General features: G+C 66.2%; 20 protein-coding genes and 1 tRNA gene. 15 read left to right on the top strand and 6 right to left on the bottom strand.

Features of this window, described 5'->3' with window-relative positions; genetic code table 11:
- Positions 1–7 precede the first annotated feature (7 nt).
- Genes hutI through hutU form a run of 4 tightly spaced genes read left to right on the top strand, consistent with a single transcriptional unit; the run spans position 8 to position 5,214 of the window.
- Positions 8–1,210 (top strand): imidazolonepropionase, encoded by a 1,203-nt coding sequence (gene hutI / locus CVN68_RS19975; protein WP_100283746.1) that lies wholly within the window; start codon positions 8–10, stop codon positions 1,208–1,210.
- Positions 1,207–2,739, top strand: coding sequence for a histidine ammonia-lyase (hutH, locus tag CVN68_RS19970; protein WP_100283745.1), 1,533 nt, complete (start codon positions 1,207–1,209; stop codon positions 2,737–2,739). The genes hutI and hutH overlap by 4 nt, the downstream gene beginning before the upstream one ends.
- A complete protein-coding gene (gene hutG / locus CVN68_RS19965) occupies positions 2,732–3,547 on the top strand; it encodes an N-formylglutamate deformylase (protein ID WP_100283744.1) in 816 nt (271 codons plus the stop codon). Before hutH ends, hutG begins: the two co-directional genes overlap by 8 nt.
- Positions 3,544–5,214, top strand: coding sequence for a urocanate hydratase (gene hutU / locus CVN68_RS19960; RefSeq protein ID WP_100283743.1), 1,671 nt, complete (start codon positions 3,544–3,546; stop codon positions 5,212–5,214). The genes hutG and hutU overlap by 4 nt, the downstream gene beginning before the upstream one ends.
- A gap of 1 nt (position 5,215) precedes the next feature.
- Here hutU and CVN68_RS19955 read toward each other — a convergent pair whose 3' ends face one another.
- Positions 5,216–6,307 (bottom strand): Ca2+-dependent phosphoinositide-specific phospholipase C, encoded by a 1,092-nt coding sequence (locus CVN68_RS19955; protein ID WP_100283742.1) that lies wholly within the window; start codon positions 6,305–6,307, stop codon positions 5,216–5,218.
- On the bottom strand, positions 6,307–8,988 hold the full coding sequence (locus CVN68_RS19950) for a TonB-dependent receptor (protein WP_100283741.1): 2,682 nt from the start codon (positions 8,986–8,988) through the stop codon (positions 6,307–6,309). The genes CVN68_RS19955 and CVN68_RS19950 overlap by 1 nt, the downstream gene beginning before the upstream one ends.
- Before the next feature lie 734 nt (positions 8,989–9,722).
- Between CVN68_RS19950 and CVN68_RS19945 the strand changes: the two genes are divergently transcribed.
- Together CVN68_RS19945 and CVN68_RS19940 are read left to right on the top strand one after the other, a co-directional pair.
- Positions 9,723–13,001, top strand: a complete 3,279-nt coding sequence (locus CVN68_RS19945; protein WP_158298980.1) for a YadA-like family protein — start codon at positions 9,723–9,725, stop codon at positions 12,999–13,001.
- A 119-nt stretch (positions 13,002–13,120) separates the two neighbouring features.
- Complete coding sequence (locus tag CVN68_RS19940; protein ID WP_100283739.1) at positions 13,121–13,657, top strand: ECF-type sigma factor; 537 nt, start codon at positions 13,121–13,123, stop codon at positions 13,655–13,657.
- A 1,435-nt stretch (positions 13,658–15,092) separates the two neighbouring features.
- On the opposite strand, the gene CVN68_RS19930 is transcribed toward CVN68_RS19940, so the two are convergent.
- Positions 15,093–16,085 carry a serine/threonine-protein kinase gene (locus CVN68_RS19930; RefSeq protein ID WP_158298979.1) on the bottom strand — a complete coding sequence of 331 codons (993 nt, stop codon included), beginning with the start codon at positions 16,083–16,085 and terminating at the stop codon, positions 15,093–15,095.
- Positions 16,086–16,235: 150 nt separating this feature from the next.
- On the opposite strand from CVN68_RS19930, the gene CVN68_RS19925 reads away from it, so the two are divergent.
- Both CVN68_RS19925 and CVN68_RS19920 read left to right on the top strand, forming a co-directional pair.
- Positions 16,236–17,105, top strand: a complete 870-nt coding sequence (locus tag CVN68_RS19925; protein WP_100283736.1) for a discoidin/SUN/FTP domain-containing protein — start codon at positions 16,236–16,238, stop codon at positions 17,103–17,105.
- Positions 17,106–17,128: 23 nt separating this feature from the next.
- The gene (locus CVN68_RS19920) at positions 17,129–17,689 is read left to right on the top strand and encodes a DUF3617 domain-containing protein (protein ID WP_100283735.1); all 561 of its coding nucleotides are present in this window, start codon (positions 17,129–17,131) and stop codon (positions 17,687–17,689) included.
- Positions 17,690–18,291: 602 nt separating this feature from the next.
- Here CVN68_RS19920 and CVN68_RS19915 read toward each other — a convergent pair.
- Positions 18,292–18,368: transfer RNA gene (locus CVN68_RS19915), tRNA-Pro, on the bottom strand.
- Between the two features lie 140 nt (positions 18,369–18,508).
- On the opposite strand from CVN68_RS19915, the gene yajC reads away from it, so the two are divergent.
- The 5 genes from yajC to CVN68_RS19890 are packed head-to-tail and all read left to right on the top strand — an operon-like array spanning position 18,509 to position 22,461.
- The gene (yajC, locus tag CVN68_RS19910; RefSeq protein WP_100283734.1) at positions 18,509–18,853 is read left to right on the top strand and encodes a preprotein translocase subunit YajC; all 345 of its coding nucleotides are present in this window, start codon (positions 18,509–18,511) and stop codon (positions 18,851–18,853) included.
- Positions 18,853–20,451: a protein translocase subunit SecD gene (gene secD, locus CVN68_RS19905; RefSeq protein ID WP_100283733.1), complete on the top strand. Its 1,599-nt coding sequence runs from the start codon at positions 18,853–18,855 to the stop codon at positions 20,449–20,451. Before yajC ends, secD begins: the two co-directional genes overlap by 1 nt.
- Before the next feature lie 10 nt (positions 20,452–20,461).
- Positions 20,462–21,421, top strand: coding sequence for a protein translocase subunit SecF (gene secF, locus CVN68_RS19900; protein WP_100283732.1), 960 nt, complete (start codon positions 20,462–20,464; stop codon positions 21,419–21,421).
- Between the two features lie 7 nt (positions 21,422–21,428).
- Positions 21,429–21,800, top strand: a complete 372-nt coding sequence (locus CVN68_RS19895; protein ID WP_100283731.1) for an Mth938-like domain-containing protein — start codon at positions 21,429–21,431, stop codon at positions 21,798–21,800.
- A 10-nt stretch (positions 21,801–21,810) separates the two neighbouring features.
- Positions 21,811–22,461, top strand: coding sequence for an alpha/beta hydrolase (locus CVN68_RS19890; protein ID WP_100283730.1), 651 nt, complete (start codon positions 21,811–21,813; stop codon positions 22,459–22,461).
- Between the two features lie 119 nt (positions 22,462–22,580).
- Here the strand turns inward: CVN68_RS19890 and CVN68_RS19885 are convergent, their stop codons facing one another.
- Both CVN68_RS19885 and CVN68_RS19880 read right to left on the bottom strand, forming a co-directional pair.
- On the bottom strand, positions 22,581–23,807 hold the full coding sequence (locus CVN68_RS19885) for a threonine synthase (RefSeq protein ID WP_100283729.1): 1,227 nt from the start codon (positions 23,805–23,807) through the stop codon (positions 22,581–22,583).
- Positions 23,808–23,816: 9 nt separating this feature from the next.
- Positions 23,817–24,653 carry an endonuclease/exonuclease/phosphatase family protein gene (locus CVN68_RS19880; RefSeq protein ID WP_100284560.1) on the bottom strand — a complete coding sequence of 279 codons (837 nt, stop codon included), beginning with the start codon at positions 24,651–24,653 and terminating at the stop codon, positions 23,817–23,819.
- A 53-nt stretch (positions 24,654–24,706) separates the two neighbouring features.
- On the opposite strand from CVN68_RS19880, the gene hslV reads away from it, so the two are divergent.
- Both hslV and hslU read left to right on the top strand, forming a co-directional pair.
- A complete protein-coding gene (gene hslV, locus CVN68_RS19875; RefSeq protein WP_100283728.1) occupies positions 24,707–25,261 on the top strand; it encodes an ATP-dependent protease subunit HslV in 555 nt (184 codons plus the stop codon).
- 94 nt (positions 25,262–25,355) lie between these two features.
- Complete coding sequence (gene hslU, locus CVN68_RS19870) at positions 25,356–26,648, top strand: ATP-dependent protease ATPase subunit HslU (protein ID WP_100283727.1); 1,293 nt, start codon at positions 25,356–25,358, stop codon at positions 26,646–26,648.
- Positions 26,649–26,658: the final 10 nt, after the last annotated feature.

The following is a 26,658-nucleotide window of genomic DNA, read 5'->3' as shown; positions in this document are numbered from 1 at the left end:
TCAGGGCGTGCGCGTCGAGCAGCTGTGGAGCAACGCCAGACTGGCCACGCTGCGCGGCGATCTTCCCGGTCTCGGCGTGATGGAGGACGGCCTGATCGCCGCCACCGGCGAGTCCATCGTCTATGCCGGCCCCCGCGCCGAGGCCCCCGCCTTCGACGCCGGGACTGTGCACGATTGCGCCGGGCGCTGGATCACGCCCGGGCTGATCGATTGCCACACGCACCTCGTATATGCCGGCAATCGCGCGCGCGAGTTCGAGCTGCGGCTGGCCGGCGCGAGCTACGAAGCGATCGCCCGCGCCGGCGGCGGCATCGTCTCGACCATGACCGCGACTCGCGCCGCCAGCCGGGAGCAGCTGATCGCCGAAGCCCTGCCCCGCCTCGACGCGATGCTGGTCGAGGGCCTCACCACGGTCGAGATCAAGTCCGGCTACGGCCTCTCGCCGGCGGACGAAATCAAGATGCTCGAAGCCGCCCGCGCGCTCGGCGAAGCGCGTCGGGTGGGGATCGCCGCCACCTTCCTCGGCGCGCATGCTTTGCCCCCGGAATTCGCCGGAGACCCGGACGGCTATGTCGATCTGGTCTGCAACGAGATGATCCCTGCCGTCGCCGGGCTCGCCGACGCAGTCGACGCCTTTTGCGAAGGGATCGGCTTCAACACCGATCAGGTACGCCGGGTCTTCGAAGCCGCAGCCGCGCACGGCCTGCCGGTCAAGCTCCACGCCGAACAGCTCTCCAATCTCCACGGCGCCGCACTCGCCGCCGCATTCGGCGCCCTCTCGGCCGATCATCTCGAACATCTCGACGAAGCGGGCATCGACGCGATGGCGCGCGCGGGCACGGTCGCGGTGCTGCTCCCCGGCGCCTTCTATTTCACGCGCGAGGCGCGCCTCCCCCCGATCGACGCGCTCCGCACCGCCGGTGTTCCGATCGCCGTGGCGACCGACTGCAATCCCGGCACCTCGCCGCTCACCTCGCCCCTGCTCGCGATGAACATGGCCGCGACCCTGTTCCGCCTCACCGTCGACGAATGCATCGCCGGCATGACCCGCGAAGCCGCGCGCGCGCTCGGCCGGCTCGACACCATCGGCACGCTCGAGCCCGGCAAACGCTGCGATCTCGCGATCTGGGACATCAAGGAACCGGCCGAGCTCGTCTACCGTATGGGCTTCAACCCGCTCCATGCCCGCATCTTTGGAGGACGAACATGATCGTGCCCGGTGCAGTGCCGCTCGAGCAATGGCGCAGCATCTATCGGGGCGCCGATGCGCGGCTCGATCCCGCCTGCCGCGAAGCCGTGCAACGCGCCGCCGATACGATCGCGCGGATCGCCGCGGGGGACCTTGCCGTGTACGGCGTCAACACCGGCTTCGGCCTGCTCGCCAGCATCCGCATCGAACCGGCCGATCTCGACACGCTCCAGCGCAATCTCGTCCTCTCGCATGCCGCCGGGGTAGGCGATCCGATGCCACGCCCCGTTCTGCGCCTGATGATGGCGCTCAAGCTGGCGAGCCTCGGCCGCGGCGCCTCGGGCGTCCGCCTCGCGACGATCGACCTGCTCGAAGCGATGCTGGCGCGCGATCTCTTGCCCGTGGTTCCGGCGCAGGGTTCGGTCGGCGCCTCGGGCGACCTCGCGCCGCTCGCGCACATGACTGCGGCGATGATCGGCGTCGGCGAGATCGACACCCCCGCCGGGCGGCTTCCCGCCGAACAGGCATTGCGCGATGCCGGCCTGGCCCCGCTGGCGCTCGGCCCCAAGGAAGGGCTGGCGCTGCTCAACGGCACGCAATTCTCCTGCGCCTATGCGCTCGCCGGCCTCTTCGAGGCAGAGGCGCTGCACGCGGCCGCGCTCGTCGCCGGCGCGCTCTCCACCGAAGCCGCCAAGGGCTCGGACACGCCGTTCGACCCGCGTATCCACGAACTGCGCGGGCATCGCGGCCAGATCGAGGTTGCCGCGATGCTTCGCGCGATGATGCACGGCTCCCCCTTGCGCGCCTCGCATCGCGAAGACGACAAGCGCGTCCAGGACCCCTATTGCCTGCGCTGCCAGCCGCAGGTGATGGGCGCCGCGCTCGATCTGCTCCGCCAGGCCGCGACCACCTTGGGAACCGAAGCGAACAGCGTTTCGGACAACCCGCTCGTCTTCGCCGACACCGACGAAGTGCTGTCGGGCGGCAATTTTCACGCCGAGCCCGTCGCCTTCGCCGCCGACATGATCGCAATGGCCTTGTGCGAGATCGGTTCGCTGTCAGAGCGCCGGCTGGCGATGCTGGTCGATCCCGCATTGTCCGGTCTTCCCGCCTTCCTCACCCCGCGCCCGGGGCTCAATTCGGGCTTCATGATCCCGCAGGTCACCGCCGCCGCTCTGGTCTCCGAGAACAAGCAGCGTGCCTGGCCGGCCAGCGTCGATTCGATCCCGACCTCGGCCAATCAGGAAGACCATGTCTCGATGGCCGCACACGGCGCCCGCCGGCTGATGGCGATGGCCGACAATACCGGCCACGTGATAGGGATCGAATTGCTCGCCGCCGCGCAGGGCTATGACTTCCACGCGCCGATCGAGAGCAGCGCCGCGATCCACGCGGTCCACCGCCACGTCCGTGGCGCCGTCGCGCATCTCGACGACGACCGCTATTTCCACCCCGACATCGCCGCCGCCGCGCAGGTCGTCCGCTCGGGAAAGCTGCGCGAGATCGCCGAAGCGCATGCCGTCCCCGTCCCCGCGGTCGCGCATGGCTAAGGATTGGCTCCATGTCCGCCGCGGGACCGCGCCGCTAGTGCTCGGCATGCCGCACACCGGCACCCATATCCCCGACGATCTCGCCCCGCGCTTCGTCTCCTTATGGCGCGCGCGCAAGGACGCCGACTGGTGGATCGACCGGCTCTATGTCTTCGCCGAGGATATGGACGCGACGATCGTCCGCACCAGCCTCTCGCGCAGCGTCATCGACGTGAACCGCGACCCCTCCGGCGCGTCGCTCTATCCGGGTCAGACCACCACCGAGCTTTGCCCGACCACCACCTTCGACGGCGAGTCGCTCTACGTGCCCGGCCAGGAACCCGGCGTGGCGGAGATCGCCGAACGCCGTGATCGCTGGCTGACGCCCTATCACACCGCAATTTCAGCCGAGCTTGTCCGTCTGCGCGACCTGCACGGCCATGTCGTCCTCTACGATTGCCACTCGATCCGCAGCCACATGCCCCGCCTGTTCGACGGCGAACTCCCCCAGTTCAACATCGGCACCAACAACGGCGTGACCTGCGATCCCGCGCTCGAACAGGCGGTCGAGCGCGCCTGCGCCGCCACCGGGCGCTCGCTGGTGGTCAACGGCCGCTTCCGCGGCGGCTACACCACCCGTCATCACGGCCGCCCCGAAACCGGCGTGCACGCGATCCAGATGGAACTCGCCTGCCGCGGCTATCTCGACGAGCCAGACACGCCCGACGAGACCAACTGGCCGACGCCGTATGACGCCACGCGCGCCGCGCCGCTTGCGACGCATCTCCGGAACATCCTCGCCGCCTGCCTCGACTGGAAGACGACATGACCACCCGCCGCGACAACAGCCGCAACATCCGCGCCGCACGCGGCACCGAATTGAGCGCGAAGAGCTGGCTCACCGAAGCCCCCCTGCGCATGCTGATGAATAATCTGGATCCCGAGGTCGCGGAAAGACCGGAGGAACTGATCGTCTATGGCGGGATCGGCCGCGCCGCGCGCGATTGGGAGAGCTATGACGCGATCGTCGCCAGCTTGCGACGGCTCGAAGACGACCAGACCCTGCTGATCCAGTCGGGCAAGCCGGTCGGCATCTTCCGCACTCATGCCGACGCGCCCCGGGTGCTGCTCGCCAATTCGAACCTCGTACCGCACTGGGCCAATTGGGAGCATTTCAACGCGCTCGATCGCAAGGGTCTGATGATGTACGGCCAGATGACCGCCGGCAGCTGGATCTATATCGGCAGCCAAGGCATCGTTCAGGGCACCTACGAGACCTTCGCCGAAATGGGCCGCCAGCATTTCGGCGGCAGCCTGCAAGGCCGCTGGATCCTCACCGCCGGGCTCGGCGGCATGGGCGGCGCTCAGCCGCTCGCCGCGACGATGGCCGGCGCCTCGTGCATCGCCGTCGAATGCCAGCCCTCGCGGATCGAGATGCGGCTCAAGACCGGCTATCTCGACGCCCAGGCCGCGACGATCGAGGAAGCGCTCGCCATCGTCACGGAAGCCCACGCCGCCGGCAAGGCCGTCTCGGTCGGCCTGCTCGGCAATGCCGCGGAGATCTACCCCGAGATGGTCCGCCGCGGCATCCGCCCCGATGCCGTGACCGACCAGACCTCGGCGCACGATCCGCGCAACGGCTATTTACCCGCAGGCTGGAACCTCGACCGATGGGAACGCGCCCGCGCCGACGATCCCGAAGGCCTCGACAAGGCCGCCCGCGCCTCGATGGCGATCCACGTCCGCGCGATGCTCGACTTCCACGGACAAGGCGTCCCGACGGTCGATTACGGCAACAACATCCGCCAGATGGCTTTCGAGGAGGGCGTCACCGACGCATTCGACTTCCCCGGCTTCGTCCCCGCTTATATCCGCCCGCTTTTCTGCCGCGGAATCGGTCCGTTCCGCTGGGTGGCGCTGTCGGGCGATCCCGAGGACATCTGGAAGACCGACGCCAAGGTGAGGGAATTGCTTCCCGACAACCAGCATCTCCACAACTGGCTCGACATGGCGCGCGACCGCATCCACTTTCAGGGCCTGCCGGCGCGGATCTGCTGGGTGGGCCTGGGGGACCGCCACCGCCTCGGCCTCGCCTTCAACGAAATGGTCGCCAGCGGTGAACTCAAGGCCCCGATCGTCATCGGCCGCGACCATCTCGATTCGGGTTCGGTCGCCTCGCCGAACCGCGAAACCGAGAAGATGCAGGACGGCTCCGACGCCGTCTCGGACTGGCCGCTGCTCAACGCCCTGCTCAACACCGCCAGCGGCGCGACCTGGGTGTCGCTCCATCACGGTGGCGGGGTCGGCATGGGCTTCTCGCAGCATTCGGGAATGGTGATCGTCTGCGACGGCACCCGGGACGCCGCCCGCCGGATCGAACGCGTGTTGTGGAACGACCCCGCCACCGGCGTGATGCGTCACGCCGATGCAGGCTACGAAATCGCGCTGGATTGCGCCCGCGAGCAGGGTCTCGATTTGCCAGGCATCCTCGGCTGAATCACGGCCGCAGCGAACACCCCGCCGCCACGCGCACCGGGCTGCACCGTGCCATTGCCTTGTCGGGCAGCGTCACGACGAAGCCGGCCTGCAACGGATCGGGCGCGCCGGGGTAATAATCAGTGCTGATCGCCTGCGCCCCACTCGCCATTGCCGCACGTGCCTTGGCGAAATCGCGGGTGCGTGCCTCGACGGTATTGGCGTCGGTGCGGGTTCGTACGATCACGCCCTCGGCGACCCACTTGCGGATCTTCTCGCCGTCCAACAGCGGATCCTGGACGATCTGCACCGCCGCCTCGGGTTCGCCATCGGGATACCAGCCGAACATTGCCCGCCCGGCCAACGACGGATGCTCCGCGCGATAGGCATTCGACACCGCGGCGCGCACGTCGAGCAACACGTAGATCCGTCCCCGCGTCGCCTTCAGCGTCGGCCAGCCGCGCGTCCGCACCGCGTCACGCAGCGTCGGCGCGCTCCCGCGCACCTCGTCGGGCGTGATCAGCCGCTTGCCCGGCAGCACCGAACGGATCTCGCCGTCCAGCGCATCGAGCAGCGCCTTGTCGTCGAGCGCCAAGGGACTGGTGATCCCCGGCCGGCCCGAAGGCGTGTCGGCGGCGTTGATCGTGATCATGATCGGCAGATGGTTCGGATGCGCCCGCGACCAGCGATCGACTTCGCGCAAACACCCGACCAAAGTCGCGCAGGTGCTCAGATAATCCACATCGGGGATGTGGAACACCTTGAACCCCGGCTTCAGCATCGCCGCGCGATCGAAGCCGGTGACTTCGCCGGCCGCCTTGGCCCAGGCTTCCCCCTTGGGATCGGCATAGCGGCCGCCCTCGGGATCCGCGAAGATGTCGAGCTCGAACTGGCGCACGCCGGCATCGAGCTGGTTCGTAAGCGGCACATGGTAATAATCGAGCCCGTCGGCCGATTTCGAGTCCATCGCGCGCAGCTTCGCCATTACCGCGGCGGGGATGCGTGCCTTGAAGCTGTTGTGCGAGCCGACGACCTGGACGTCGTTCATCGTCTGCGGGGCCGCCGCCGCGCCGGCCGAAGCCAGCGCAGCGACAGCTAGGATCGCCTTGAGCATCAGAACTCCGTCCGCACGCCGAACAGGATCGTCCGGCCCCAATAATGGATCTCGTTATAGCGGATCGGATCGTCGCTGTAGCTATACTGCCGTGCGCCGGCGATGTTGATCGCCTCGAGGCTGACCGTCGTCTTGTCGGTCACCCGGAACGAGAGGTTCCCGTCCAGCGAACCGAACGCGTCGATATAGCTCGGCGTGTTCGTGGTGCTGCCGGTGCCCGCCAGATATTTGTCGCGCCACACATAAGAAAGCCGCGCCGAGACCGGGCCGTAATCGTAAAAGCCGACGAGGTTGAAGCTGTTCTTCGACAGCCCGATCAGCTGATCCTCGATCGTTCGCGCGCCGGCAGTGTAGTTCGCCTGCACCGAAGTGTGGGTGTACGATGCCTGGATGCCCAGCCCATCGAGCGGCTTCGGCAGGAAAGTGAACACCTGGTTGTACGCCGCCTCGGCGCCGTAAACCTTCGCGTCGCCGCCATTGACCTGCGTGCTCAGCAGGATCGTGCCGCGGCCGGGGATCTCGACGTTGATGTTCTGCGCAGTGATGTAATTGTCCATCGCCTTGTAGAACAAGGCCGCAGTCAGCGAGCCCTTGCGATTGAAATACCATTCGAGCGAGCCGTCGAACTGCGTCGCGAGGAAGGGCACGAGATCGGGATTGCCGCCGCTTCCGGTCGCGGCGTCGGTCGAGACGCTGATCTGCGGCGCGCTCTGGGTGACGTTGGGCCGGGTGAGCACACGGCTGGCGGCGAGGCGTGCGATGAGCGTCGGGCTCAGCTCGGCGCGCAGATTGAAGCTCGGCAGCCAGTTGTTGAAGGTCTTGGGGAAGCTCGCCGGAGTTGGCGTGGTGCCAAGGGTCAGCGTGCCGCTCGCCACCTGATCGGTGTGGACATAGCGGATGCCAACATTGCCGGTGATGCTCGATCCCACCGCATAATCGGCGCGGACATAGCCGCTCGCGGTCTTCTCGGTCACCACATAAGAGGCGCGACGGTCGCCCGCCGACAGCGGCGCATTGGCCACCGCATCGGTGAACAATTTGTCGTAGAACACGCTGGTTATCGGCACGATCCAGTTGCGCGGTCCATTGCCTGACACGCCACTCAGGAAATCGTCGAACGGCAACGCTTCATAGCCATCTGGCGCGAAGGTCAGCAGCTGCGTGCCGGCCGCGGGAGTCACGGTGAAGTCGCGGCGCCGGTAATCGCGCTTGCGCCAGTGATATTCGCCGCCGGCGGCGATCCTGGTCAGGAAGCCGTCCATCTGATGGCCGACATCGAGCCGCGCATACCAGTCCCAGTCCTTGCTGTTCTTGGGGGCGATGTTGAACGGATAGAGCGTGAAGTTGGCCGGATTGGTCGGGTCGACCGTGGTGGTGAAGGTCGGGATCACCTTATACCCGCCCGTCGCGTCGTAGGTCAGCGGCGCGTTGAACTGAATGCGGCTGCGCACCGTGCCCACGTCGTAGCTCGGGTGAAAGCTGTGCGCGTACGACCAATTGACGTTGGCTGTGACATCCCAACCCTCGGGCTTCCAGCTCTGCTTGAGTCCGACGCTGAGCAGGTCGTGGCGATTGAGGCTGTATTCGCGCGTGCCCATGAAGCGCACATTGTTGATCGTCGCGGCGACCACGGTGTTCCCGTCGAGCTTGACCGATCCGGGGACGATCGAAACGCCGGGAACGCCGGAACCACCGGCATCGTCGGGATAGATGTCGAGGCCGAACTCGTCATAAGCGACGTCGAGCCGCGTGCCGAGCACGTCGAGCGTGGTCTCGAGCTCGTCCGAGGGCTTCCACTGGGCAGAGATCAGCCCCGAATAGCGCTCGCGCTTCTCGGTCTCGATCGTCGGACGCGTGCGGATGGGGGTGTACAAGCCTGCCGGAAGCCCGCCGGCTGCAGGGGCGGTGAACCTGTTCAGGATCCAGCCGTTATTGTACCAGCGGTCATTGCGGACGGCCTTGGACCAATATTGCGCGCCGGCGAGCAGGCCGAAGGTGCCGTCTTCCGACTTATAGCTGGTCAGTGCGGTGGCGTTGGGCTTCACCTTGTCGGTCATCGTCGTGTAGGTGCCGCGCAGATTGAGCGTGGTCTTGGTGCCGACCTCGAGCGGGCGGAAGGTGTGCACGTCGATGTTGCCGCCCAGCGCGCCTTCGGTCATGTCCGAGGTCGGCGTCTTGACCACGTCGATCTGCGAGACGAACTCGGCCGGCAGCATCTCGAAGCGGAACTGGCGGCCGGCGGCGCCGCCATTCTCGATCAGGTCGTTGATCGCGACCGAGCGGCCGTTGAGCATCGTGCTCTGGAACTGCGGCCCGAGCCCGCGCACGCTGACATAGAGGCCTTCGCCGCGCGGCCGGGTGATCGCGACACCGGTGACCAGCTGGAGCGCCTCGGCGACGTTCTGGGTGGGGAATTTGCCGATATCGGTCGAGTTGATCGAATCGACGCCGTACGCGGCCTGGCGCTTGGTCTCGGTCGCCGCGGCAAGACTGCGGGCATAGGATCCGGTGACGACGATCTCATCGCCCTGCGCATCCGCCTGCATGTCGGACTGGGTCGCCGGTTGCGCCGCGTCATCAGTGCCCGCACCCGCAGTCTGCGCGTGGGCGGATGGAACGACGCCCAATGCGGCGAGGGTGAACGGCAGCGTTGCCCGAAGCAGGCGCGAAGTGTGCGACATTTTGAATTTCTCCCCCCGGGTGTGATCCCCCGGGCGAGGGCGCCAATAGGTGCGCGCTGTTGCGATCTGGCGGCGAGACCGTTGCAGTAGCGTTTCAATATTCGGACTGCGGCGTGACTGCGTGGAAGTGAAGACTCGAATCGTGCGACCCGCCTCAAAGCCCGCTCTTGATGGGAGAGAATGTGACCGGGGGCGAGGCCTGAAGCCACAACTTTTGGGGAGGGCTAACCCTCATTCTCGCACTGCCTCAGGCAGGACCCTCTCTCCCATCGAGGGCGAGGGTATCAAATGGACCTGGCGGCGCGACGACCGCTCATCAGGGCGCGCCAATATCCGTCGTGGCGGAGCACCCCGGCCTGCGGCGGAAGAGTAGGCGATGAATTCCGGTCGATACCTCGACTCGAAGGCACGAATGGCTGATCAGAACGAATGGCGACTTCGCCAGCCGTTAGCCGAAAGCTGCCTATCGACTAGCGGCCCCAACTTCGACCTTCCGCACTGACGGCAGCTACGCGCCCATTTGCGGCCGTTCCGACATATGGCCGCCGATCTCAAGCAGACATCGATTTCTCATGCGCAATTTTAATCGCCGGCGTTGTCCGGTCTCGCGTGATTATCCCGTCTAGCCAAATGCCCGATCACAATCGGCTGATTTCTTGATGAAGCAGCGGTGGGCACGGGACGGCGTGCCTGGCGCAATCGTCGCGTGTCCACCGCAAATGGGGATATTCGACATGCGTAATACTATGCTGCTCGCTGCTTCGGCGCCGTTTGCGATCGCCGCCGCGTCCATGCTGCCTTCGGCGGCTCAAGCTCAGAATGTGATCTGCAAGAACACGGCGAACGCCGACGCCGGAACCATCGCGGCCGGCAAGGACCGCGATGTGGCGTGCGGTAACAATGCGTCGATAACCGGCGACGGCAGCGTAGCCATCGGCGCGGATACGACCGCTGCAACGCGTTCGACTGCGGTGGGATGGCAGGCCAGTGCCGACGATGACTCCACGGCAATCGGTCGGGCAAGCACTGCCGCGGGCACCAATGCGATAGCCATCGGCAATGGTGCCAGCACGTCTGGGCAATACACGGCTGCTATCGGCACATCCTCTCAGGCGTTCGGCTTCACCTCAGTCGCGGTTGGCGCATTCTCCAAGGCGAATGTTTCAACCGCGACGGCGGTCGGCAGTTCGTCCGAAGTGCTGGCGAGCGGTGGCGTCGCGTTGGGATCATACTCCGTTGCCGACCGTGCCAACACCGTATCCGTGGGCACTGCCGCATCGCAGCGTCAGATCGTCAACGTCGCTGCCGGCACGCAAAGTTCCGATGCTGTGAACAAGGGCCAGCTCGATGCTGCGACAGCGGATGAGCGCCTGTCCGCCTTTGCCGGGAACATCAACGGCGATCGGGGGGTATCGGCAATCGCTACCGGGCTGGAATCGATTGCGATCGGTGGCGACAGCAATGCCACGGGCGGAGGGCTAGCGCTCGGGCGGCGTGCCACGACGATCGGGAATTTCGGCACCGCGATCGGCCAGGACTCACAGTCGACGGCGAACAACGCCATTGCCCTGGGGGCGTCGTCGCTCGCCGACCGTGTCAACACCTTGTCGATCGGTAGCGTGGGTTCGGAGCGTCAGATCGTCAACGTCGCGGCCGGTACCGCCGCGACCGATGCGGTGAACAAGGCGCAGCTCGACGCGGTCGCCGCTTCGGCGGGTGCGGTCAAATCGGGCACTGGCGCCAACAGCGTGCAGACCGCCAGCAGCACCGCCACGGGCATTGGCGCCGTAGCCTTGGGACAGGGGCAGACTGCGACAGGAAACGGAGCCGTGGCGATCGGCGATCCGAACACAGCGACCGGCAACGGTGCTGTCGCGATCGGCGCGGATAATATCGCCAACGGCGATGGCGCCGTCGCGCTGGGGCTGACCTCCAACGCGCAGGGGACGGCAGCCATCGCGCTGGGCCTGGAAGCGAAGGCCCGGACGACTGGATCGATCGCGGCCGGATTGCGCGCGGATGCGCAGGGTGACGAAGCGGTCGCTATCGGCGCCGATACGATCGCAGGCGAGTTCGGCACCGCGCTTGGCCGCGGCGCCCGGGCGACCGGCGGCAGTGCCAACGCGACCGGCGGCCTGTCGCTCGCGTCGGGGAGTTTCTCCACCGCCAGCGGCACGCAATCGCAGGCAACGCAGGCTTACTCGACGGCCACGGGCGCGCTGGCTGTGGCGACGGGGGATCGCACGACCGCTACGGGCGGACGATCGACGGCGAGCGGCGACAGGAGTGCGTCATACGGTTATGATTCGGCGGCGACGCAGACGTTTTCGACCGCAATCGGCACGGCGGCACAGGCCACCGCGTCTGGCGCGACCAGCCTGGGCTATTCCGCCAACGCAGCCACTCGCGATTCGATTGCGATCGGCAACGGAGCATCCGCTACGGCGGCCGCAAATGGTGGCGGCATCGCCGTAGGCGGCGGGGCTACAACAACGGGCGGCGGCCTGGCGATTGGTGGCACGACCAGTGCTGCCACGACCGCAACCGGGGCGTTCTCGACTGCAGTCGGTAATGGCGCGACGGCAACCGGCGGCGTGGCGGTCGGTCGCAACACGACAGCCGCCGGCGGCAGCGCCTTCGGCAACAACGCAACAGCCAATAGTCAGGCGGCAGCGGTCGGCGATGGTGCACAAGCCACCGCTTTCCTTTCAACGGCGGTCGGTCAGGGAACGGTTGCAAGCAACTTGAGCGCCACTGCGCTGGGTGGCCAATCGCGCGCGACTGGCGCGTCGGCCACCGCCGTTGGCGCAAGCAGCGTCGCAAGCGGCGACGCATCGGTAACGCTGGGCCTGTTCAGCGGGGCCAGCGCGACACGCAGCACGGCACTTGGCGCCAATGCCCAGGCAATGGCAATGCGATCGACTGCACTTGGAAGTGGTACCGTCGCCGACGAGACCGATACAGTGTCGGTGGGTATTTCGGCGGCTGCGGCCGCGACGTTCAACACGACCGCAGCGACCAAACGGATCGTCAACGTTGCCGATGGCATCAATGCGAACGATGCAGTGACCAAGGGGCAGCTGGATGCGGCCGTGTTCACCGCCGGCGGCAATGCAGCGCTTGCGCAAGCCACCGCCAATACAGCGCTGGCCAACGGCGCTTACTTCCGCGCCAATAGCACCGGCGCGTTGCCGCAGGCGACGGGTGCCGAAGCGATTGCGGTCGGCGGCGGCAGCCTTGCCAGCGGTGCACAATCGGTTGCGATCGGTTCGGCCGCGCGTGCGGTGGGCGGCAAGGCCGTGTCGATCGGCGCGGGAAATACTGCGTCGGGTGATGGCGCCGTTGCGATCGGCGATCCCAATGTCGCGACCGGAACCGGTGCCATTGCACTGGGTGCGAACAACAGCGCGACCGGCACGGGAGCCGTCGCGCTCGGTAACGCGAGCAGCGCAACCGGGGACGGATCGGTTGCGATCGGCAATGGCGCGGTGGCAAGCCGCGCGGGGCAAGTCGCGCTGGGGACGTCGGCGTCGACCTACACGGCCGCTGGTATCGCCTCGTCGGCGAGCCGGGTCGCCCAGGCCGGGGCGCTCTCGCTGATCAGTACGGATGCGTTGGGCAATCTGGCCACCTCGACGCTCGATGTGACTCGACTCGCCGGCCTCGACGGGCGTGCCACAGCACTCGAGAATCGCGCGACGTTGCTGGAGGGCAGAACCGGTGCTCTGGAGAGCCGCACCAGCGTGCTCGAGAACCAGAGCCGGGTGCTCGGGCGACAGGCCCGTGCCGCCAATGGTGGTATCGCTGCAGCCATGGCGCTCGGCGGCACCGTGATGCCACCGGACATGACGGTGGCGGTATCGTTCAACCTGGCCACCTATCGCAGCGAGCAGGGCTTCTCGGGTGCCGTCGTCGCCAGGGTGACCGATCACATTTGGGTGAGCGGCGGATTTGCGGGCTCCACCGTCAAGGGCTCAACCGGCGGCCGCGCCGGCATGACCTTCGGCTGGTAAGGCAGGCGCTGGCTGACCGGGAATGAGACGAGGCGGGCGCCCATTGATCGGGCGCCCGCTTGCCATCCGCGCGCCTTGGCCGCATGAAAAGCGGGTCTTGGGGTGGGCGCAGCGTAGCAATGGACAGGATCACCGGGCCGGACGACAAATCGCCGGTCGCCGACGAACTGATCGAAGGCCTCTACGCCGAACTTCGCGCGATCGCGCGCCGCGAACATTTCCGAGCCGGATCGCCGCAGACGCTGCAGCCGACGGCGCTGATCAACGAAGCCTATATGAAGCTGCGCTCGCGCCAGGGTTGGGAGAGTCAGTCGCAATTCCTCGGCTGCGCGGCCACCGCGATCCGCCACATATTGATCGACGCCGCGCGCGCCCGGCTTGCCTCGAAGCGCAATGCGCCGACCTACAGCTTTACCCAGCAGCTCGATTCACTTGCCGCGGCCGTGCCCGAAGACGCCGATGTCGTTCGTCTCGGCGATGCGCTGAAGCTGCTGTCCCAGTTCGACGCCAATCTTGCGCAGGTGGTCGATTGCCGGTTCTTTGCCGGGATGGACGAACGCGAAACCGCGGCCGTGCTCGGCGTCAGCGACCGAACCGTCCGGCGCTGGTGGGTCCAGGCACGTGCGTGGATCCACCACGAAATGGCGACGGCCTAACCCGTCAGTCGCGCCCGCAACGCCGGCAATCCCTTGATATAGCTCGCGCCGGCAGGCCCCAGCGCGCGAAACAGCTTCTCGGCCTGGTCCAGCGCCGCGAGCGCCTCGACGCGCTTCCCTTGCTTGAGCAGGGCAATGGCGCGGGCGCGCAGGACGATCGGATAGAAGGGGTTGGGGGGCATCGCCTTTACGATCGGTTCGATCCGATCGAGCGTGCGCATCGCCGCGGCCGGATCGCCGGCTTCGGCCTGCGCTTCGGCCAAGGTCGCGCCGACGACGATGGTGGGCGGCGCGGCCGGGCTCAATTTCTCGATCGACATTACCTCCGCCTCGGCCAGCGAATGGCTCGCCTCGGCATATTTGCGGAGCGCGAGCTGCGCGCGGCCGAGCTGGAGCAAGTCGACGGCGAGGCCTGCCGAGCGCCCGAAGCGTGCGCGTCGCTTCGCGGCGATGTCGGCGAACACGGGTTCCGCTGCCGCGGGCCGATCCAGCTTTAACTGGCGCACGCCCTTCAGCTGGGCGATCCCCAGGCCCTGCATGCTGGCTTCCTGCCCGGTCCGCTTGAGCACCGCATCGGCACGCGCGAAAACCGCCGGCATCGCGTCGAGCTGATTGGCCTCGAGCATATAGACCAGCAAATTATTGTAGATCGTCAGCAGGTCGCGATGGTTCTCGACGTAGATGCGGTCGGCGCGGGGAAGCGTGTCGCCGAGCAATTTGATCGCCTCCTCGACCTTGCCGGTTCGCCGCAGCAGCTGGGCCCGCGCCTGGTCCACGTCCAGCAATTCGCTGGCGAAGCGTTCGGGGTCGCGCCGGAACACGGGTTCCGCCGCGTCGAGCAACGGTGCGATCTCGTCCGTCCGGCCCAGGCTCGCAGCGGCGGAGGCGGCACGTGTCTTGAGCTGCGCGGTGGCCACTTCGTCGCCCTTGCCGATGCCGCGCGCGAGCGCGCGGGTGATCAGCGAATCCGCGCCCGCCAAATCCTCGATGTTCGAATAGAGGTCGAACAAAGTGTTGATCAGCGCCGCCGACCGCGTGCTGGTGTCAACCGAACCGACCAGCCGCTCCGCAGTCTGGTCGAGCATCTGCTTGAGCGTGGTGTTCTCGCCGGCATCCGATTCCGCAGTTTCGCGGACCATCACCGTCAGCATCTGGTTGATCGCTTCGGAACGGCGCGCCTCGGCTAGTGCGAGATCGCGTTCGATCGCGGTCTGGCGCGCCTGCCATGCGATCCCGGCGGCACCGACCAGCAAGGCCAGCAGCGCCGCCGCGGTGGCCGCGGTCGCCCAGCGATAGCGCCGCACGAACCGGCCGACGGCGTAGCGCGTCGATCCTTCGCGTGCGCGGACGGGCTTGAGCGCCTGATGCCGGGCGACATCCTCGGCAAGTTCGGTCGCGCTCCGGTAGCGGTCGCCGGGTTCGCGCCGCATCGCCTTCAGGATGATGGCGTCGAGATCGCCGCGGATGCGCGCCGCGGGGACGGGCGCGTCGTCGCGCGTCGCCGCGCGGCTCGGCAGCGCCGGATCCTCATAGAGCACACGCCGGATGATCGCCGGCACCGACGCGCCTTCGCGGTGCCAGGGGCCGACGCCGGTGACCAGTTCGTACAGCAATATGCCGAGCCCGTAGACGTCGGTGGCGACCGACGCCTCGTCGCCATCGAGTTGCTCGGGGCGGCATGTTCGGGAGTCAGCATCGCCTGGGTCACGATCGGCACCGCGGCCGTATCGTCGAGCAATTTGGCGATGCCGAAATCGAGCAGGCGCGGCTTGCCGCCGGCCTCGATCACGATGTTCGACGGTTTGATATCGCGGTGGATGACCAGATGGCCATGTGCATAGGAGACCGCTTCGCAGACATTGCGAAACAGGGTCAGGCGCGTGTCCAGATCAGCCTTGTGGGTGCGACACCATATATCGATCGGCTCGCCATCCACATATTCCATCGCCATGAACGGGCGTCCGTCCTCGGCAATTCCGGCGTCGATCAGGCGGGCGATGCCGGGATGCTCCAGCCGCGCGAGCAAGCGGCGTTCGCGGGCGAACATGTCGCCCCGGTCGCTGGCTTCGGCGCGTAGCATCTTGAGTGCGACACGCTGTTCGAAATCCTCCGTCGTGCGATGCGCCAGATAGACTTCGCCCATGCCGCCGCGCCCGATCAGGCGATCCACGGTGAAACCGCCGACGATCTGGCCTTCGGCCAGCGAACGATAACCGGTTGGGCCGCCGGGCAAGTCGATCGAGGGCGTCGCCATGTCGAGGATTCCGTCCGCCCGGGCAGCGGCTAGCAGCGCCTCGGTCTGGCTGACGATCGCCGAAGGTTGGGTTGAGCGCTTGAGCCGGCGTTCCTGCTCGTCAGGCGGGAAATCGACCAGATCCTCAAACAGTGCCTGGATTGTGGCCCAATCCGTCTCGCTCACCCCATGCATGCTGGTCTCCCCCCGGCGCCGGCAGAGGCTATGGGAGCGCGGGGCGAAGCTCCAACGAAAACGTCTTCGCAAAAAACTTTTGCGCAGCGTGTCCGCTTCCGCGCGCTTTCGCCGTCTTGCCATCCACAGTTTCAGGGTGGGAGAAAGTCGATGACCGCGCTTCGCAAGGCCCACATGGGCGCAGCATTGCCGATGATCGGCGCAGGACTGTTGCTGGCCGCGCCCGCGCTGGCGCAGGGCGCGGCGACCGACTTGTTCAGCTACCGGGCCGGGGCGGACATCCTCGAATTTCCAGACAACTCCCCGCTCAACCGAATGGAATCGAGCCCGTTCAACCTGATCGACGATTCGGCGAGCACCGACTGGACCGGCGACGGCGGCGCGGTGTTCGTGCTCGAATTGGCCGAAGAGACCGAACTCAGCCGGATCGCCTTCGATACCGGGGGGCTGAACCGCAACCAGAAGGCGCCGAAGGGCTTTACCGTCGAACTGTCGAACAGCTCGGCCAATTCCGGGTTCGAGAAAGTCCTTTCAGGCAATTTGCGGATGAACGCGAACGGCCAGTCCTTCGCGTTCAAGCCGGAGGAACGCCCGACCGGGCGCTGGGTGCGGCTGACGATCCTCGGCAATCATGGCGACGACTATACCGGCTTCACCGGCTTCCACGGCTATGGTCGCGCGACGACGCAGAGCGGGGACACGCCCGATTTCACCGGCAAGTATGAAGGCGGCAGCGGCCTTGGCTGGATCCGCTTGCACCAGCAGGGCGACAAGGTGACCGGCTGCTACGAATATCAGCAGAGCCGGGTGACCGGAACGGTCAGCGGCCGCGTGATGAAGCTCGACATCGTCGAGACCGACTCCGCTGGCGACACGACGCGGCGGACGGGACTGTTCCAGATGACTCCCGATGGACGCGGCTTCCGCGGCCTGGTGCGCAAGAACGATCCGTCGGCGCGCGACGCCTATGCTGATTACTACACAGCAGAGAAGACCAGCAACAAAGCCGGCGGCTGCTGACCCTCAGAATCGGAGACAATCTCATGCGCATCGCTCTTGCCGCTGCGGGGCTCCTCGCCGCCACTGCCTGCTCGCCGTCACCGGTGACCCCGCCCGCCAACGACACCGCCGCCACCACGGGACCGACCGAAGCCGCGGCGGGCGCAAGCGGAGATGCCGCCCCCAATATCGTCGCGCCGAAACGCCAGGCTGGCCTCTGGACCTTCAGCCATGTCGCGGCCAATGGCGACGAACTATGGACCGACAAATTGTGCGTCGGGGAGAAATCCGAAAGCGGATATTCGGCATTTCAGCAAATCGGCAATGGCGGCGACTGCACCGCGCGCAACTTCACCAGGACGTCGAACGGCTACAGGTATGTCACGGTGTGCGGCGTGCCCGGTATGAAGCCGGTGACGACCCGGGGTACGCTGACCGGTGATGTCCGGACCGGCTATACGCTGGACGAAGTCCTCGACCTGAGCGTCGAGGGCGACAACCAGAAGATCGTCGCCAGGCACACCGGCGATTGCCCTACGGATCTAACGGACGGGCAGATGAAGGACGGCAAGATGGGCATGGTCTATTCGGTGCTTATGCGCTGATCGCCACCACCGGATTGCAAGTCCGCTGAGTATTTTTGGCGTGCCTCGAAGGCAAATAGGAAAGTCCAAGGTCGTCATCGCCTGTCAAGAGGTGGATGCTGCCAAATGAACGTTCGCTTCGCCGAAGCACATCTGCTGGAAGTGGGCCGCAAACTGGCCGATCTCACTACGACGCGCGTCAGATCGCGCCAGCGGATCGGTTGCATCCCCTCTTCTGACCGAGCGCTTTGCCGATTTGTTTCCTGAGGCGGACCGAGAACCTGACCATCAAAAAACGACATCGCGCGCTCGCGATTCTGCACATGAACGGATGGCGGGTTTTGGGAGTCGTACAGGCCGCTCTGCAAGTAACAAATGGGCGCTTAGCTACCGATCTCCTCGGACAGCGGCCGCTCGCCGTAAATGGAGTCCCGGCGGCGAAGGCAGTTCACTCGCGCGAGCTTTTCGACAACCGACAGCGCTAGAACGCCGAATCGGCAGCGTGTTCGCCCGCACCGAGTTTGCTGCCCGTCAAGCGCCCTCGCCGAAGCCGCCGTGATTGCCAGAGGCCTGGAGCCGACTCTCAGGAAGCAACCGAAATACCGGTAGCTCCTGACTAAAACTGGTCGGGGCGACAGGATTCGAACCTGCGACCCCCACACCCCCAGTGTGATGCGCTACCAGGCTGCGCTACGCCCCGACCAAGGGTGCGCCCTCTATTCCGGTCCGGCGCAGGATGCAAGGCACAGCGACAATAGTTGCACGGCTTTGTGTCGCATGTTAGCGCGCCCCGCTTGAACGGGGCCGTTCCGCGCCCCGCAATCCAGGCATCAAAAACCCATGTTCGCCACCCCAGCATATGCACAGGCAGCCGGCACCGCGGCACAGGGCGGAAGCACCGCCGGCGCGATCGTCACGATGCTGCCGCTCGTCCTCATCTTCGTGGTCTTCTACTTCCTGATGATCCGTCCGCAGCAAAAGCGCATGAAGGCGCTGCAGGACGCGGTCGGCGGGGTGAAGAAGGGCGACACCGTGATCACCGCGGGCGGACTGATCGGCAAGGTCACCAAGGTCGACGAGACCGAGGTCGAGATCGAGCTCGGCACCAACGTCAAGGTCCGTGCGATCAAGGCGACTCTCGCCGAAGTGCGCCCGCTGGGCGGCGCCAAGCCCGCGAACGACTGATGCTCGATTTTCCCCGCTGGAAAGTCTGGGCGGTCATCGTCACGATCGTCGTGTGCATCGCACTGTCGATCCCCAGCTTCATTCCCGACAATGTTCGCCGGACCTGGCCGAGCTGGGTTCCCCAGCCGACGGTGAGCCTAGGCCTCGATCTCGCCGGCGGCTCCTATCTGCAGCTCGAAGCGGACACCAAGGACGTCGCGGCGTCGCGGCTCGACGCGATGCGCGAATCGGTCCGGTCGGTGATGCGCCGCGATCCGCGCGTCGAGATCGGCGACATATCGGTCCAGAACGGCCAGCTGACCTTCATGGTCCGCGATCCCGCCAAGGTCGATGCCGCGCGCGAGCGGCTGCTCGAAGTCACCGGTAGCGGTGCCGGCCTCACCGGCCAGCGCGTCTGGGACATTTCGGTGGTCGATTCGAGCCGCTTCGTGCTCAAGCCCACCCAGGCGGGCCTCGAGGAAGCCATCGACACCGCGATGAACGACGCGCGCGAAGTCGTCTCGCGCCGCATCAACGAGTTCGGCACCCGCGAGCCCAACGTGGTCCGCCAGGGCAAGAACCGCATCGTGGTCGAAGTGCCGGGGCTCAAGGATCCGCAGGCGCTCAAGGAGCTGATCGGCAAGACCGCCAAGCTCGAGTTCAAGCTGGTCGACACCAGCGTCACGCCGCAGCAGATCCAGTCCGGAAACGTGCCCGCGGGCAGCCAGGTCCTCTCCTATCAGGAAGGCGGCGGCCAGATCGCCGTATTCCGCAACGCGATGATCACCGGCGACATGCTGGTCGACGCGCGGCAGGACTATGACCCGCAAGACGGCACCCCCGGCGTCGCGATCCAGCTCGACGGCGTCGGCTCGCGCCGCTTCGCCAAGGTGACACAGGAAAATTCCGGCAAGCCGTTCGCGATCATCGTCGACAACAACGTGATCTCCGCACCGAACATCAACGAGCCGATCCTCGGCGGCGCTGCGCGGATCAATGGCGGCTTCACCGTCGAGAGCGCCAACCAGCTCGCGGTCGCCTTGCGCTCGGGCAAGCTGCCGGTCACGCTCAAGGTGGTCGAGGAGCGCACCATCTCGGCAGAGCTCGGCAAGGATTCGATCAGCAAGGGCGTGCTCGCCGGCGTGGTCGGCACTCTGGCGCTGATCTTCTTCATGCTGATCACCTATGCCCGGTTCGGCGTCTATACGACGCTCGCGCTGGTGGTGAACGCGTTCATGATCCTCGGCATCATGGCGATCTTCAACGCCACGCTGACCTTGCCCGGCATCGCCGGCTTCGTGCTGACGATCGGCGCCGCGGTCGACGCCAACGTGCTGATCAACGAGCGTATCCGCGAGGAGCAGCGCGTCCGCAATCGCAATGCGCTTGCCTCGGTCGAGTTCGGCTACAAGGAAGCGTCGCGCGCGATCTTCGACGCCAACATCACCAACGTGATCTCGGCGGTCATCATGTTCGCGATCGGCTCCGGTCCGATCCGCGGCTTCGCGGTCGTGCTCGCGATCGGTATCGTCACTTCGGTCTTCACCGGCGTCACCTTCACTCGTCTGCTCGTCGCGGACTGGCTGAAGCGCAATCGCCCCAAGACCATCCAGATCTGAGGCCGAAAGCATGTTCCCGCTCAAGCTCGTCCCCGACAACACCAACATACCGTTCCTGAAATATCGGAACGTCGCGATGGTGCTGTCGATCCTGTTGATCGTCGCGTCGATCGCGCTGTGCGCGGTGCGCGGCTTCAACCTCGGCATCGACTTCGTCGGCGGCCAGACCGTCCGGGTCCATTTCGACCGCGCGGTGCCGATCGACGAGATCCGCTCCAAAATGGCGTCGCTAGGCTTCGAGGATGTCACCATCCAGGAGTTTGGCAGTGCGCAGGAAATCGGCATCCGCACCGAGCTTCCCGACGGTGGCGACACCGCGGCCGAGGCGGCGGCAACCAAGATGCGCACCACGATCGAGAAGGGCTTCCCCGGCGCGCGCGTCACCGGCGTGGAGAGCGTCTCGAGCAAAGTCTCGAACGAATTGTTCCGCACCGGCGCCTGGGCGCTCGGCGTCGCGATGGTCGGGATCGCGCTCTACATCTGGTTCAGCTTCGAATGGCAGTTCGGCGTCGGCGCGCTGTTCGCCTTGTTCCACGACGTCGCGCTGACGCTCGGCTTCTTCGCGGTGACCCAGCTCGAATTCGATCTGAACGTCGTCGCGGCGATCCTGACGATCATCGGTTATTCGCTCAACGACACGATCGTGGTCTACGATCGTATCCGCGAGAATATGCGCAAATACCGCAAGATGGAGATGGTGCCGCTGCTCAACCTCTCGATCAACGAGACACTGTCGCGCACCGTCGTCACCAGCCTGTCGATCGGGATCGTGCTCACCATCCTGCTCGTACTCGGGCCCGAAGTGATCTTCGGCTTCACCGCGTCGATGCTGCTCGGCATCGTCATCGGCACCTTCTCGTCGGTCTATGTATCGGCGGCGATCCTGCTGTGGCTGCGGCTCAAGCCAGACAGCTTCGTCCAGAAGGCGGCCGGCGACGCCGAGCGCGTGACTTCGCGCGAATTGCCGTAACGCCGGGATGAAAATGGAACGCCGCAGCGCCGAAGGGCCGGTGATCTCCGGCTTTTCGGGCGGCGGCTTCCGGGTGGATGACGGCGTCTATGAAGGACTGCTCATCACGCCCCGGCGCGCCGACGGCTGGGCGCCCCCGCCGCTCGCCGTGCTGACCGAGGCCGATCTCGCGCCGCTTCTCGCGCTCGATCCGCAGCCCGAATTCCTCCTGCTCGGCACCGGCGAGACGCTGGTCCGTCCGCCCGCGGCCTTCGTGAGGGCGTTCGGCGCGCGCGGCATCGGCGTGGAGCCGATGGACAGCCGCGCCGCCGCACGCGCCTGGGGCGTGCTCCGCGCTGAGCTGCGCTGGGTCGCCGCCGCGCTCTACCCGCTAGGCTGAGGACTCCTCTATGCAGCAACTCACCGGCCCCAGCCTCGCGCCCCTGTCCGGCGGCGCCGCGAAGCAGCTCGTCGTGCTGCTCCACGGCTATGGCTCGAACGGCGCCGATCTGGTCTCGCTCGCGCCGATGTGGCGCGAGTTGCTCCCCGACGCATTGTTCGTCGCGCCCAACGCGCCCGAACGCTGCCCCGGCGCGCCCGGCGGCTATCAATGGTGGGCGCTACACGACCTCGCCCGCCCCGCGCTCGCCGCGGGTGCTCGCCATGCCGCGCCGGTGCTCGACGCGTATCTCGATGGCCTGCTCGCAGAGCACGGACTGAGCGAGGACCGGCTGATGCTGGTCGGCTTCAGCCAAGGCACGATGATGGCGCTCCATGTCGGCGTGCGCCGCGAGCGCGCGCTTGCCGGCATTCTCGGCTATTCGGGAATGATCGCCGGTCCGTCGCTCGATCCGGGAGAGGTCCGCAGCAAACCACCGGTGCTGCTGATCCATGGCGATGCCGACACCATCGTCCCGCTCAGCGCCTACCACCACGCTTATGCCGAGCTCGAACGCCTCGCCTTTCCGCTGGAGGGGCATGTCACACGGGGCCTTGGCCACGGCGTCGATCCGGTCGGCATCCAGCTGGGCGCGAAGTTCGTGAAGAAGGTATTGGGCTAACCCTCACCGTCACCCCGGCCTTGTGCCGGGGTCCACCAGGAGGAGAACCACGCACTCCAGATGCAAAGACTGCCAGTGCGGCACGGTGGACCCCGGCACAAGGCCGGGGTGACGACCAGCTAAAGCGAATCCCAATCCACCGCCTGGTGCCGATCCAGAAACCGCGACTGGTCCGCCAGCGGGTATTTCAGCCCGGTCGCGCAATTGAACAGTACGGCCTTCTCCTCCGCATCGACCAGCCCCGCCGCCAGCGCCTCGCGATATGCCGCCAGGGTCGCCCCGCCCTCGGGACACAGCAGCAGCCCGTCGCGCTTTCCGGCATCGTCCACCGCCTGCATCAGAGCCGCGTCTGGTACCGCCAGCGCCTTGCCGCTGCTCGCGCGCACTGCGTCGAGGATCAGGAAATCGCCCACTGCCTGCGGCACCCGGATCCCCGCCGCGACGGTATGTGCGTCCTCCCAGCGCGTCGCATGCCGCTCGCCCGTCTCGAACGCCCGCACGATCGGCGCGCAGCCCTCGGCCTGCACCGCGTACATCCGCGGGCGCTTGCTGCCAATCCAGCCGAGCGCCTCCATCTCGTCAAACGCCTTCCACATCCCGATCAGCCCGGTGCCGCCGCCGGTGGGATAGAAGATCGCGTCGGGCAGCGCCCAGCCCAATTGCTCGGCGAGCTCGAGCCCCATCGTCTTCTTGCCCTCGATCCTATATGGTTCCTTGAGTGTCGACAGATCGAACCAGCCGCGCGTCTCCTTTCCCGCGCCGACCAGCTTGCCGCAATCGTCGATCAGGCCATTGACTCGATAGACCCGCGCACCCTGCGCCGCGATCTCGCGCACATTGATCTCGGGAGTGTCGTCCGGACAGAAGATCACTGCGTCGATCCCTGCCCGGGCAGCATAAGCCGCCGCCGCCGCCCCCGCATTGCCATTGGTCGGCATCGCGATCGTGGTGACGCCCAATTCCTTCGCCATCGCGATCGCCATCACCAGCCCGCGCGCCTTGAACGAACCCGTCGGCAGCCGCCCCTCGTCCTTGACCCAGACATTACCGGGCTCCCTGAGGAGCGGCACGATCGGCGTCGCGGTCTCGCCGAGGCTGACGATGTTGGCGGTATGCCGCACCGGCAGCAACTCGCGATATTTCCACAGATCGGCTGGCCGCGTGGCGAGCATGTCCTTGGTCAGCGCCCCGCGGACGCCCTCCAGATCATAGCGCACCAGCAGCGGCCGCCCAACCCTCGATAGCCCGTGCAGCCGATCCGCCGCATAGCGCTCACCGGTCATCGCGCATTCGAGATGGCTGACGAAGGTCGGCCGGTCCGCGGTGAGATTGTCGTCGTGGAGCATGTCGGGCGTTTACCGCACCCAACCCAGCTCGGCCATCACCGGAAAATGGTCCGAAGTCTGCACCGCGCCTTGATGATCGGTAATCGTCCGCACCTTCTTCGCCACGAAACCCCGCGTGAAAATCCAGTCGATCCTCTTGTCCGCCGTCCCCGTGAAATTGTGGAAGGTCATCTCTGGCCCTTCGCGTTTCGGCGCGCTCGTCCAGGCATCCTGCAGCCGCGCGCTCAGCGTGCGATAGGCCTCGCTGCCGGGAACGGTGTTGAAGTCGCCGGTGAGCACCACCGGCAAGTCGCCCGCCATGGCCTCGACCCTTCTGGCGATCAGCGCCGCGCCCCTGGCACGCACCGCCTCGTCCTCGGCGCGATAGGGCAGATGCGTGTTGAAGGCGTAGAAACGCCGCTTTCCCTTGACCGTCTCGAACAGCCCCCACGTCACCATCCGCGGCAGCGGGTGCCCCCAGGTGATGCTCCCCACCACCTCGGGCGTGTCCGACAGCCAGAACTGGCCCGACTCGACCAATTTGAGCCGGTCGGTCCGGTAGAAGATCCCCATATGCTCGTCGTCATGCCCGCCGCGGCGATCGATCCCGAACCACTTATAACCCTTGAGCTTCTCGACGAGATAATCGCCCTGCACCTTCAGCAATTCCTGCGTCCCGAACAGATCCGGCGCGGCCTTTTCGAGCATTGCCAGCGTGACGTCCCGGCGTTTGTCCCACGCATTCACGCCATCCTTGTCGTTGGCGTAGCGGATGTTGAAGCTCATCACCTTGAGCGGCGCCTGCGCCCATGCGGGAGCACCCGCGCACAGCAGCATCGCCAATGCCAGTCGCACTATCAAACGCATCGCGAACTCCTTACCCTTTGCGCAGCCGAAACGGCTCCCCATATCGCCGCCATATGAGCAAAGACAGCAACGCGTGGCACGGCACGACAATCCTCTCCGTGCGCAAATCGGGCAAGGTGGTCATCGCAGGCGACGGGCAGGTCTCGGCGGGCAATACCGTGATGAAGCCCAACGCCAGAAAGGTCCGCCCCTTGGGTGACGGCAAGGTCATCGCGGGCTTCGCCGGCGCCACCGCCGACGCCTTTACCTTGTTCGAGCGGCTCGAATCCAAGCTCGAGCGCCACCAGGGCCAGCTCCTCCGCGCCGCGGTCGAACTCGCCAAGGACTGGCGCACCGACAAATATCTCCGCAACCTCGAGGCGATGCTGATCGTCGCCGACAAGGACGTCACGCTGGTGGTCACCGGCAATGGCGACGTGCTCGAGCCCGAGGCCGGCGTTGCGGCGATCGGCTCCGGCGGCAATTTCGCCCTCGCCGCCGCCCGTGCGCTGGTCGACTACGAGACCGACCCCGAGAAGATCGCACGGGCTGCGATGAAGATCGCCGGCGAACTCTGCGTCTACACCAACGACCGGCTGACCGTGGAGAGCCTCGACAGCGCCAATTAGCCGTCCTCCCGGCGAAAGCCGGGATCCCCCAGTTGTTAAGCGTTCGCTCGCCGCACGCGATCCCGGTTTCCGCCGGGATGACGAGAATGGATCAATGAACGAAAACCTCACTCCCAAAGCCATCGTCGCCGCGCTCGACGCGCACATCATCGGCCAGCACGACGCCAAGAAGGCCGTCGCCGTCGCGCTGCGCAACCGCTGGCGCCGCCAGCAGCTCTCGGCCGATCTCCGCGACGAGGTCACGCCGAAGAACATCCTGATGATCGGGCCCACCGGCTGCGGCAAGACCGAGATCAGCCGCCGCCTCGCCAAGCTCGCCGATGCGCCCTTCGTGAAGGTGGAAGCCACCAAATTCACTGAAGTCGGCTATGTCGGCCGCGACGTCGAGCAGATCGCCCGCGATCTCGTCGAGGAAGCGATCAGGCTCGAAAAGGAACGCCGCCGCGCCGCAGTGAAGGACAAGGCCGAGGAAGCCGCGATGGGCCGTCTGCTCGACGCGCTCACCGGCAAGGATTCGTCGACCGCCACGCGCGAGGCGTTCAAACAGCGCTTCCACGATGGCGTGCTCGACAATACCGAGATCGAGATCGAGGTCGAGCAGGCCCCGTCCATGCCGTTCGATATCCCCGGCGCCGGCCCGCAGATGATCAATCTCGGCGAGATGATGAAGGGCCTGTCCGGCACGCCACTCAAGCGGCGCAAGCTCAATGTCCGCGCGGCATGGGACAAATTGGTCGAGGAAGAGGCGGACAAGCGCCTCGATCAGGATGAAGTCAGCCGCCAGGCGCTCGCCGATGCCGAAGCCAACGGCATCGTCTTCCTTGACGAGATCGACAAGATCGCCGTCTCGGACGTGCGCGGCGGATCGGTCAGCCGCGAAGGCGTCCAGCGCGACTTGCTGCCGCTGATCGAGGGCACCACGGTGGCGACCAAATACGGGCCGATGAAGACCGATCACATCCTCTTCATCGCCTCGGGCGCGTTCCACGTCGCCAAGCCGTCGGATCTGCTCCCCGAACTCCAGGGCCGCCTGCCGATCCGCGTCGAGCTGAAGGCACTGACTGAAGAGGATTTCGTGAGCATCCTCTCGGACACCAAGGCGAGCCTCGTCCAGCAATATGCGGCGCTGCTCGGTACCGAGGGCGTCCAGATCGATTTCACCGAAGACGGTATCCGTGCGGTCGCAAAAATCGCCGCAGAGGTTAACAGCGAACTCGAGAATATCGGTGCGCGCCGGCTCCAGACGGTGATGGAGAAATTGCTCGAGGAAGTCAGTTTCGACGCCGAGGACCGGGCAGGCACCACGCTCGTCATCGACGCCGCCTATGTCGACAAGCAGCTCGCCGCCATCGCCCGCAACACCGATCTCAGCCGCTACGTGCTGTAACCGGAAATAA

Origin of the sequence: Sphingomonas psychrotolerans, from assembly GCF_002796605.1 — a bacterium.
GTDB classification, from domain to species: Bacteria; Pseudomonadota; Alphaproteobacteria; order Sphingomonadales; family Sphingomonadaceae; genus Sphingomonas; species Sphingomonas psychrotolerans.
Note: the sequence above shows the minus strand (reverse complement) of the source record. Positions and strands in the feature narration are given on the sequence as shown.

Coding starts and splice junctions, on each gene's coding strand:
- hutH (WP_100283745.1), top strand. CDS start 1,207: ATGATCGTGCCCGGTGCAGTGCCGCTCGAGCAATGGCGCAGCATCTAT.
- hutG (WP_100283744.1), top strand. CDS start 2,732: ATGGCTAAGGATTGGCTCCATGTCCGCCGCGGGACCGCGCCGCTAGTG.
- hutU (WP_100283743.1), top strand. CDS start 3,544: ATGACCACCCGCCGCGACAACAGCCGCAACATCCGCGCCGCACGCGGC.
- CVN68_RS19955 (WP_100283742.1), bottom strand. CDS start 6,307: ATGCTCAAGGCGATCCTAGCTGTCGCTGCGCTGGCTTCGGCCGGCGCG.
- CVN68_RS19950 (WP_100283741.1), bottom strand. CDS start 8,988: ATGTCGCACACTTCGCGCCTGCTTCGGGCAACGCTGCCGTTCACCCTC.
- CVN68_RS19945 (WP_158298980.1), top strand. CDS start 9,723: ATGCGTAATACTATGCTGCTCGCTGCTTCGGCGCCGTTTGCGATCGCC.
- CVN68_RS19940 (WP_100283739.1), top strand. CDS start 13,121: ATGGACAGGATCACCGGGCCGGACGACAAATCGCCGGTCGCCGACGAA.
- CVN68_RS19930 (WP_158298979.1), bottom strand. CDS start 16,085: ATGCATGGGGTGAGCGAGACGGATTGGGCCACAATCCAGGCACTGTTT.
- CVN68_RS19925 (WP_100283736.1), top strand. CDS start 16,236: ATGACCGCGCTTCGCAAGGCCCACATGGGCGCAGCATTGCCGATGATC.
- CVN68_RS19920 (WP_100283735.1), top strand. CDS start 17,129: ATGCGCATCGCTCTTGCCGCTGCGGGGCTCCTCGCCGCCACTGCCTGC.
- yajC (WP_100283734.1), top strand. CDS start 18,509: ATGTTCGCCACCCCAGCATATGCACAGGCAGCCGGCACCGCGGCACAG.
- secD (WP_100283733.1), top strand. CDS start 18,853: ATGCTCGATTTTCCCCGCTGGAAAGTCTGGGCGGTCATCGTCACGATC.
- secF (WP_100283732.1), top strand. CDS start 20,462: ATGTTCCCGCTCAAGCTCGTCCCCGACAACACCAACATACCGTTCCTG.
- CVN68_RS19895 (WP_100283731.1), top strand. CDS start 21,429: ATGAAAATGGAACGCCGCAGCGCCGAAGGGCCGGTGATCTCCGGCTTT.
- CVN68_RS19890 (WP_100283730.1), top strand. CDS start 21,811: ATGCAGCAACTCACCGGCCCCAGCCTCGCGCCCCTGTCCGGCGGCGCC.
- CVN68_RS19885 (WP_100283729.1), bottom strand. CDS start 23,807: ATGCTCCACGACGACAATCTCACCGCGGACCGGCCGACCTTCGTCAGC.
- CVN68_RS19880 (WP_100284560.1), bottom strand. CDS start 24,653: ATGCGTTTGATAGTGCGACTGGCATTGGCGATGCTGCTGTGCGCGGGT.
- hslV (WP_100283728.1), top strand. CDS start 24,707: ATGAGCAAAGACAGCAACGCGTGGCACGGCACGACAATCCTCTCCGTG.
- hslU (WP_100283727.1), top strand. CDS start 25,356: ATGAACGAAAACCTCACTCCCAAAGCCATCGTCGCCGCGCTCGACGCG.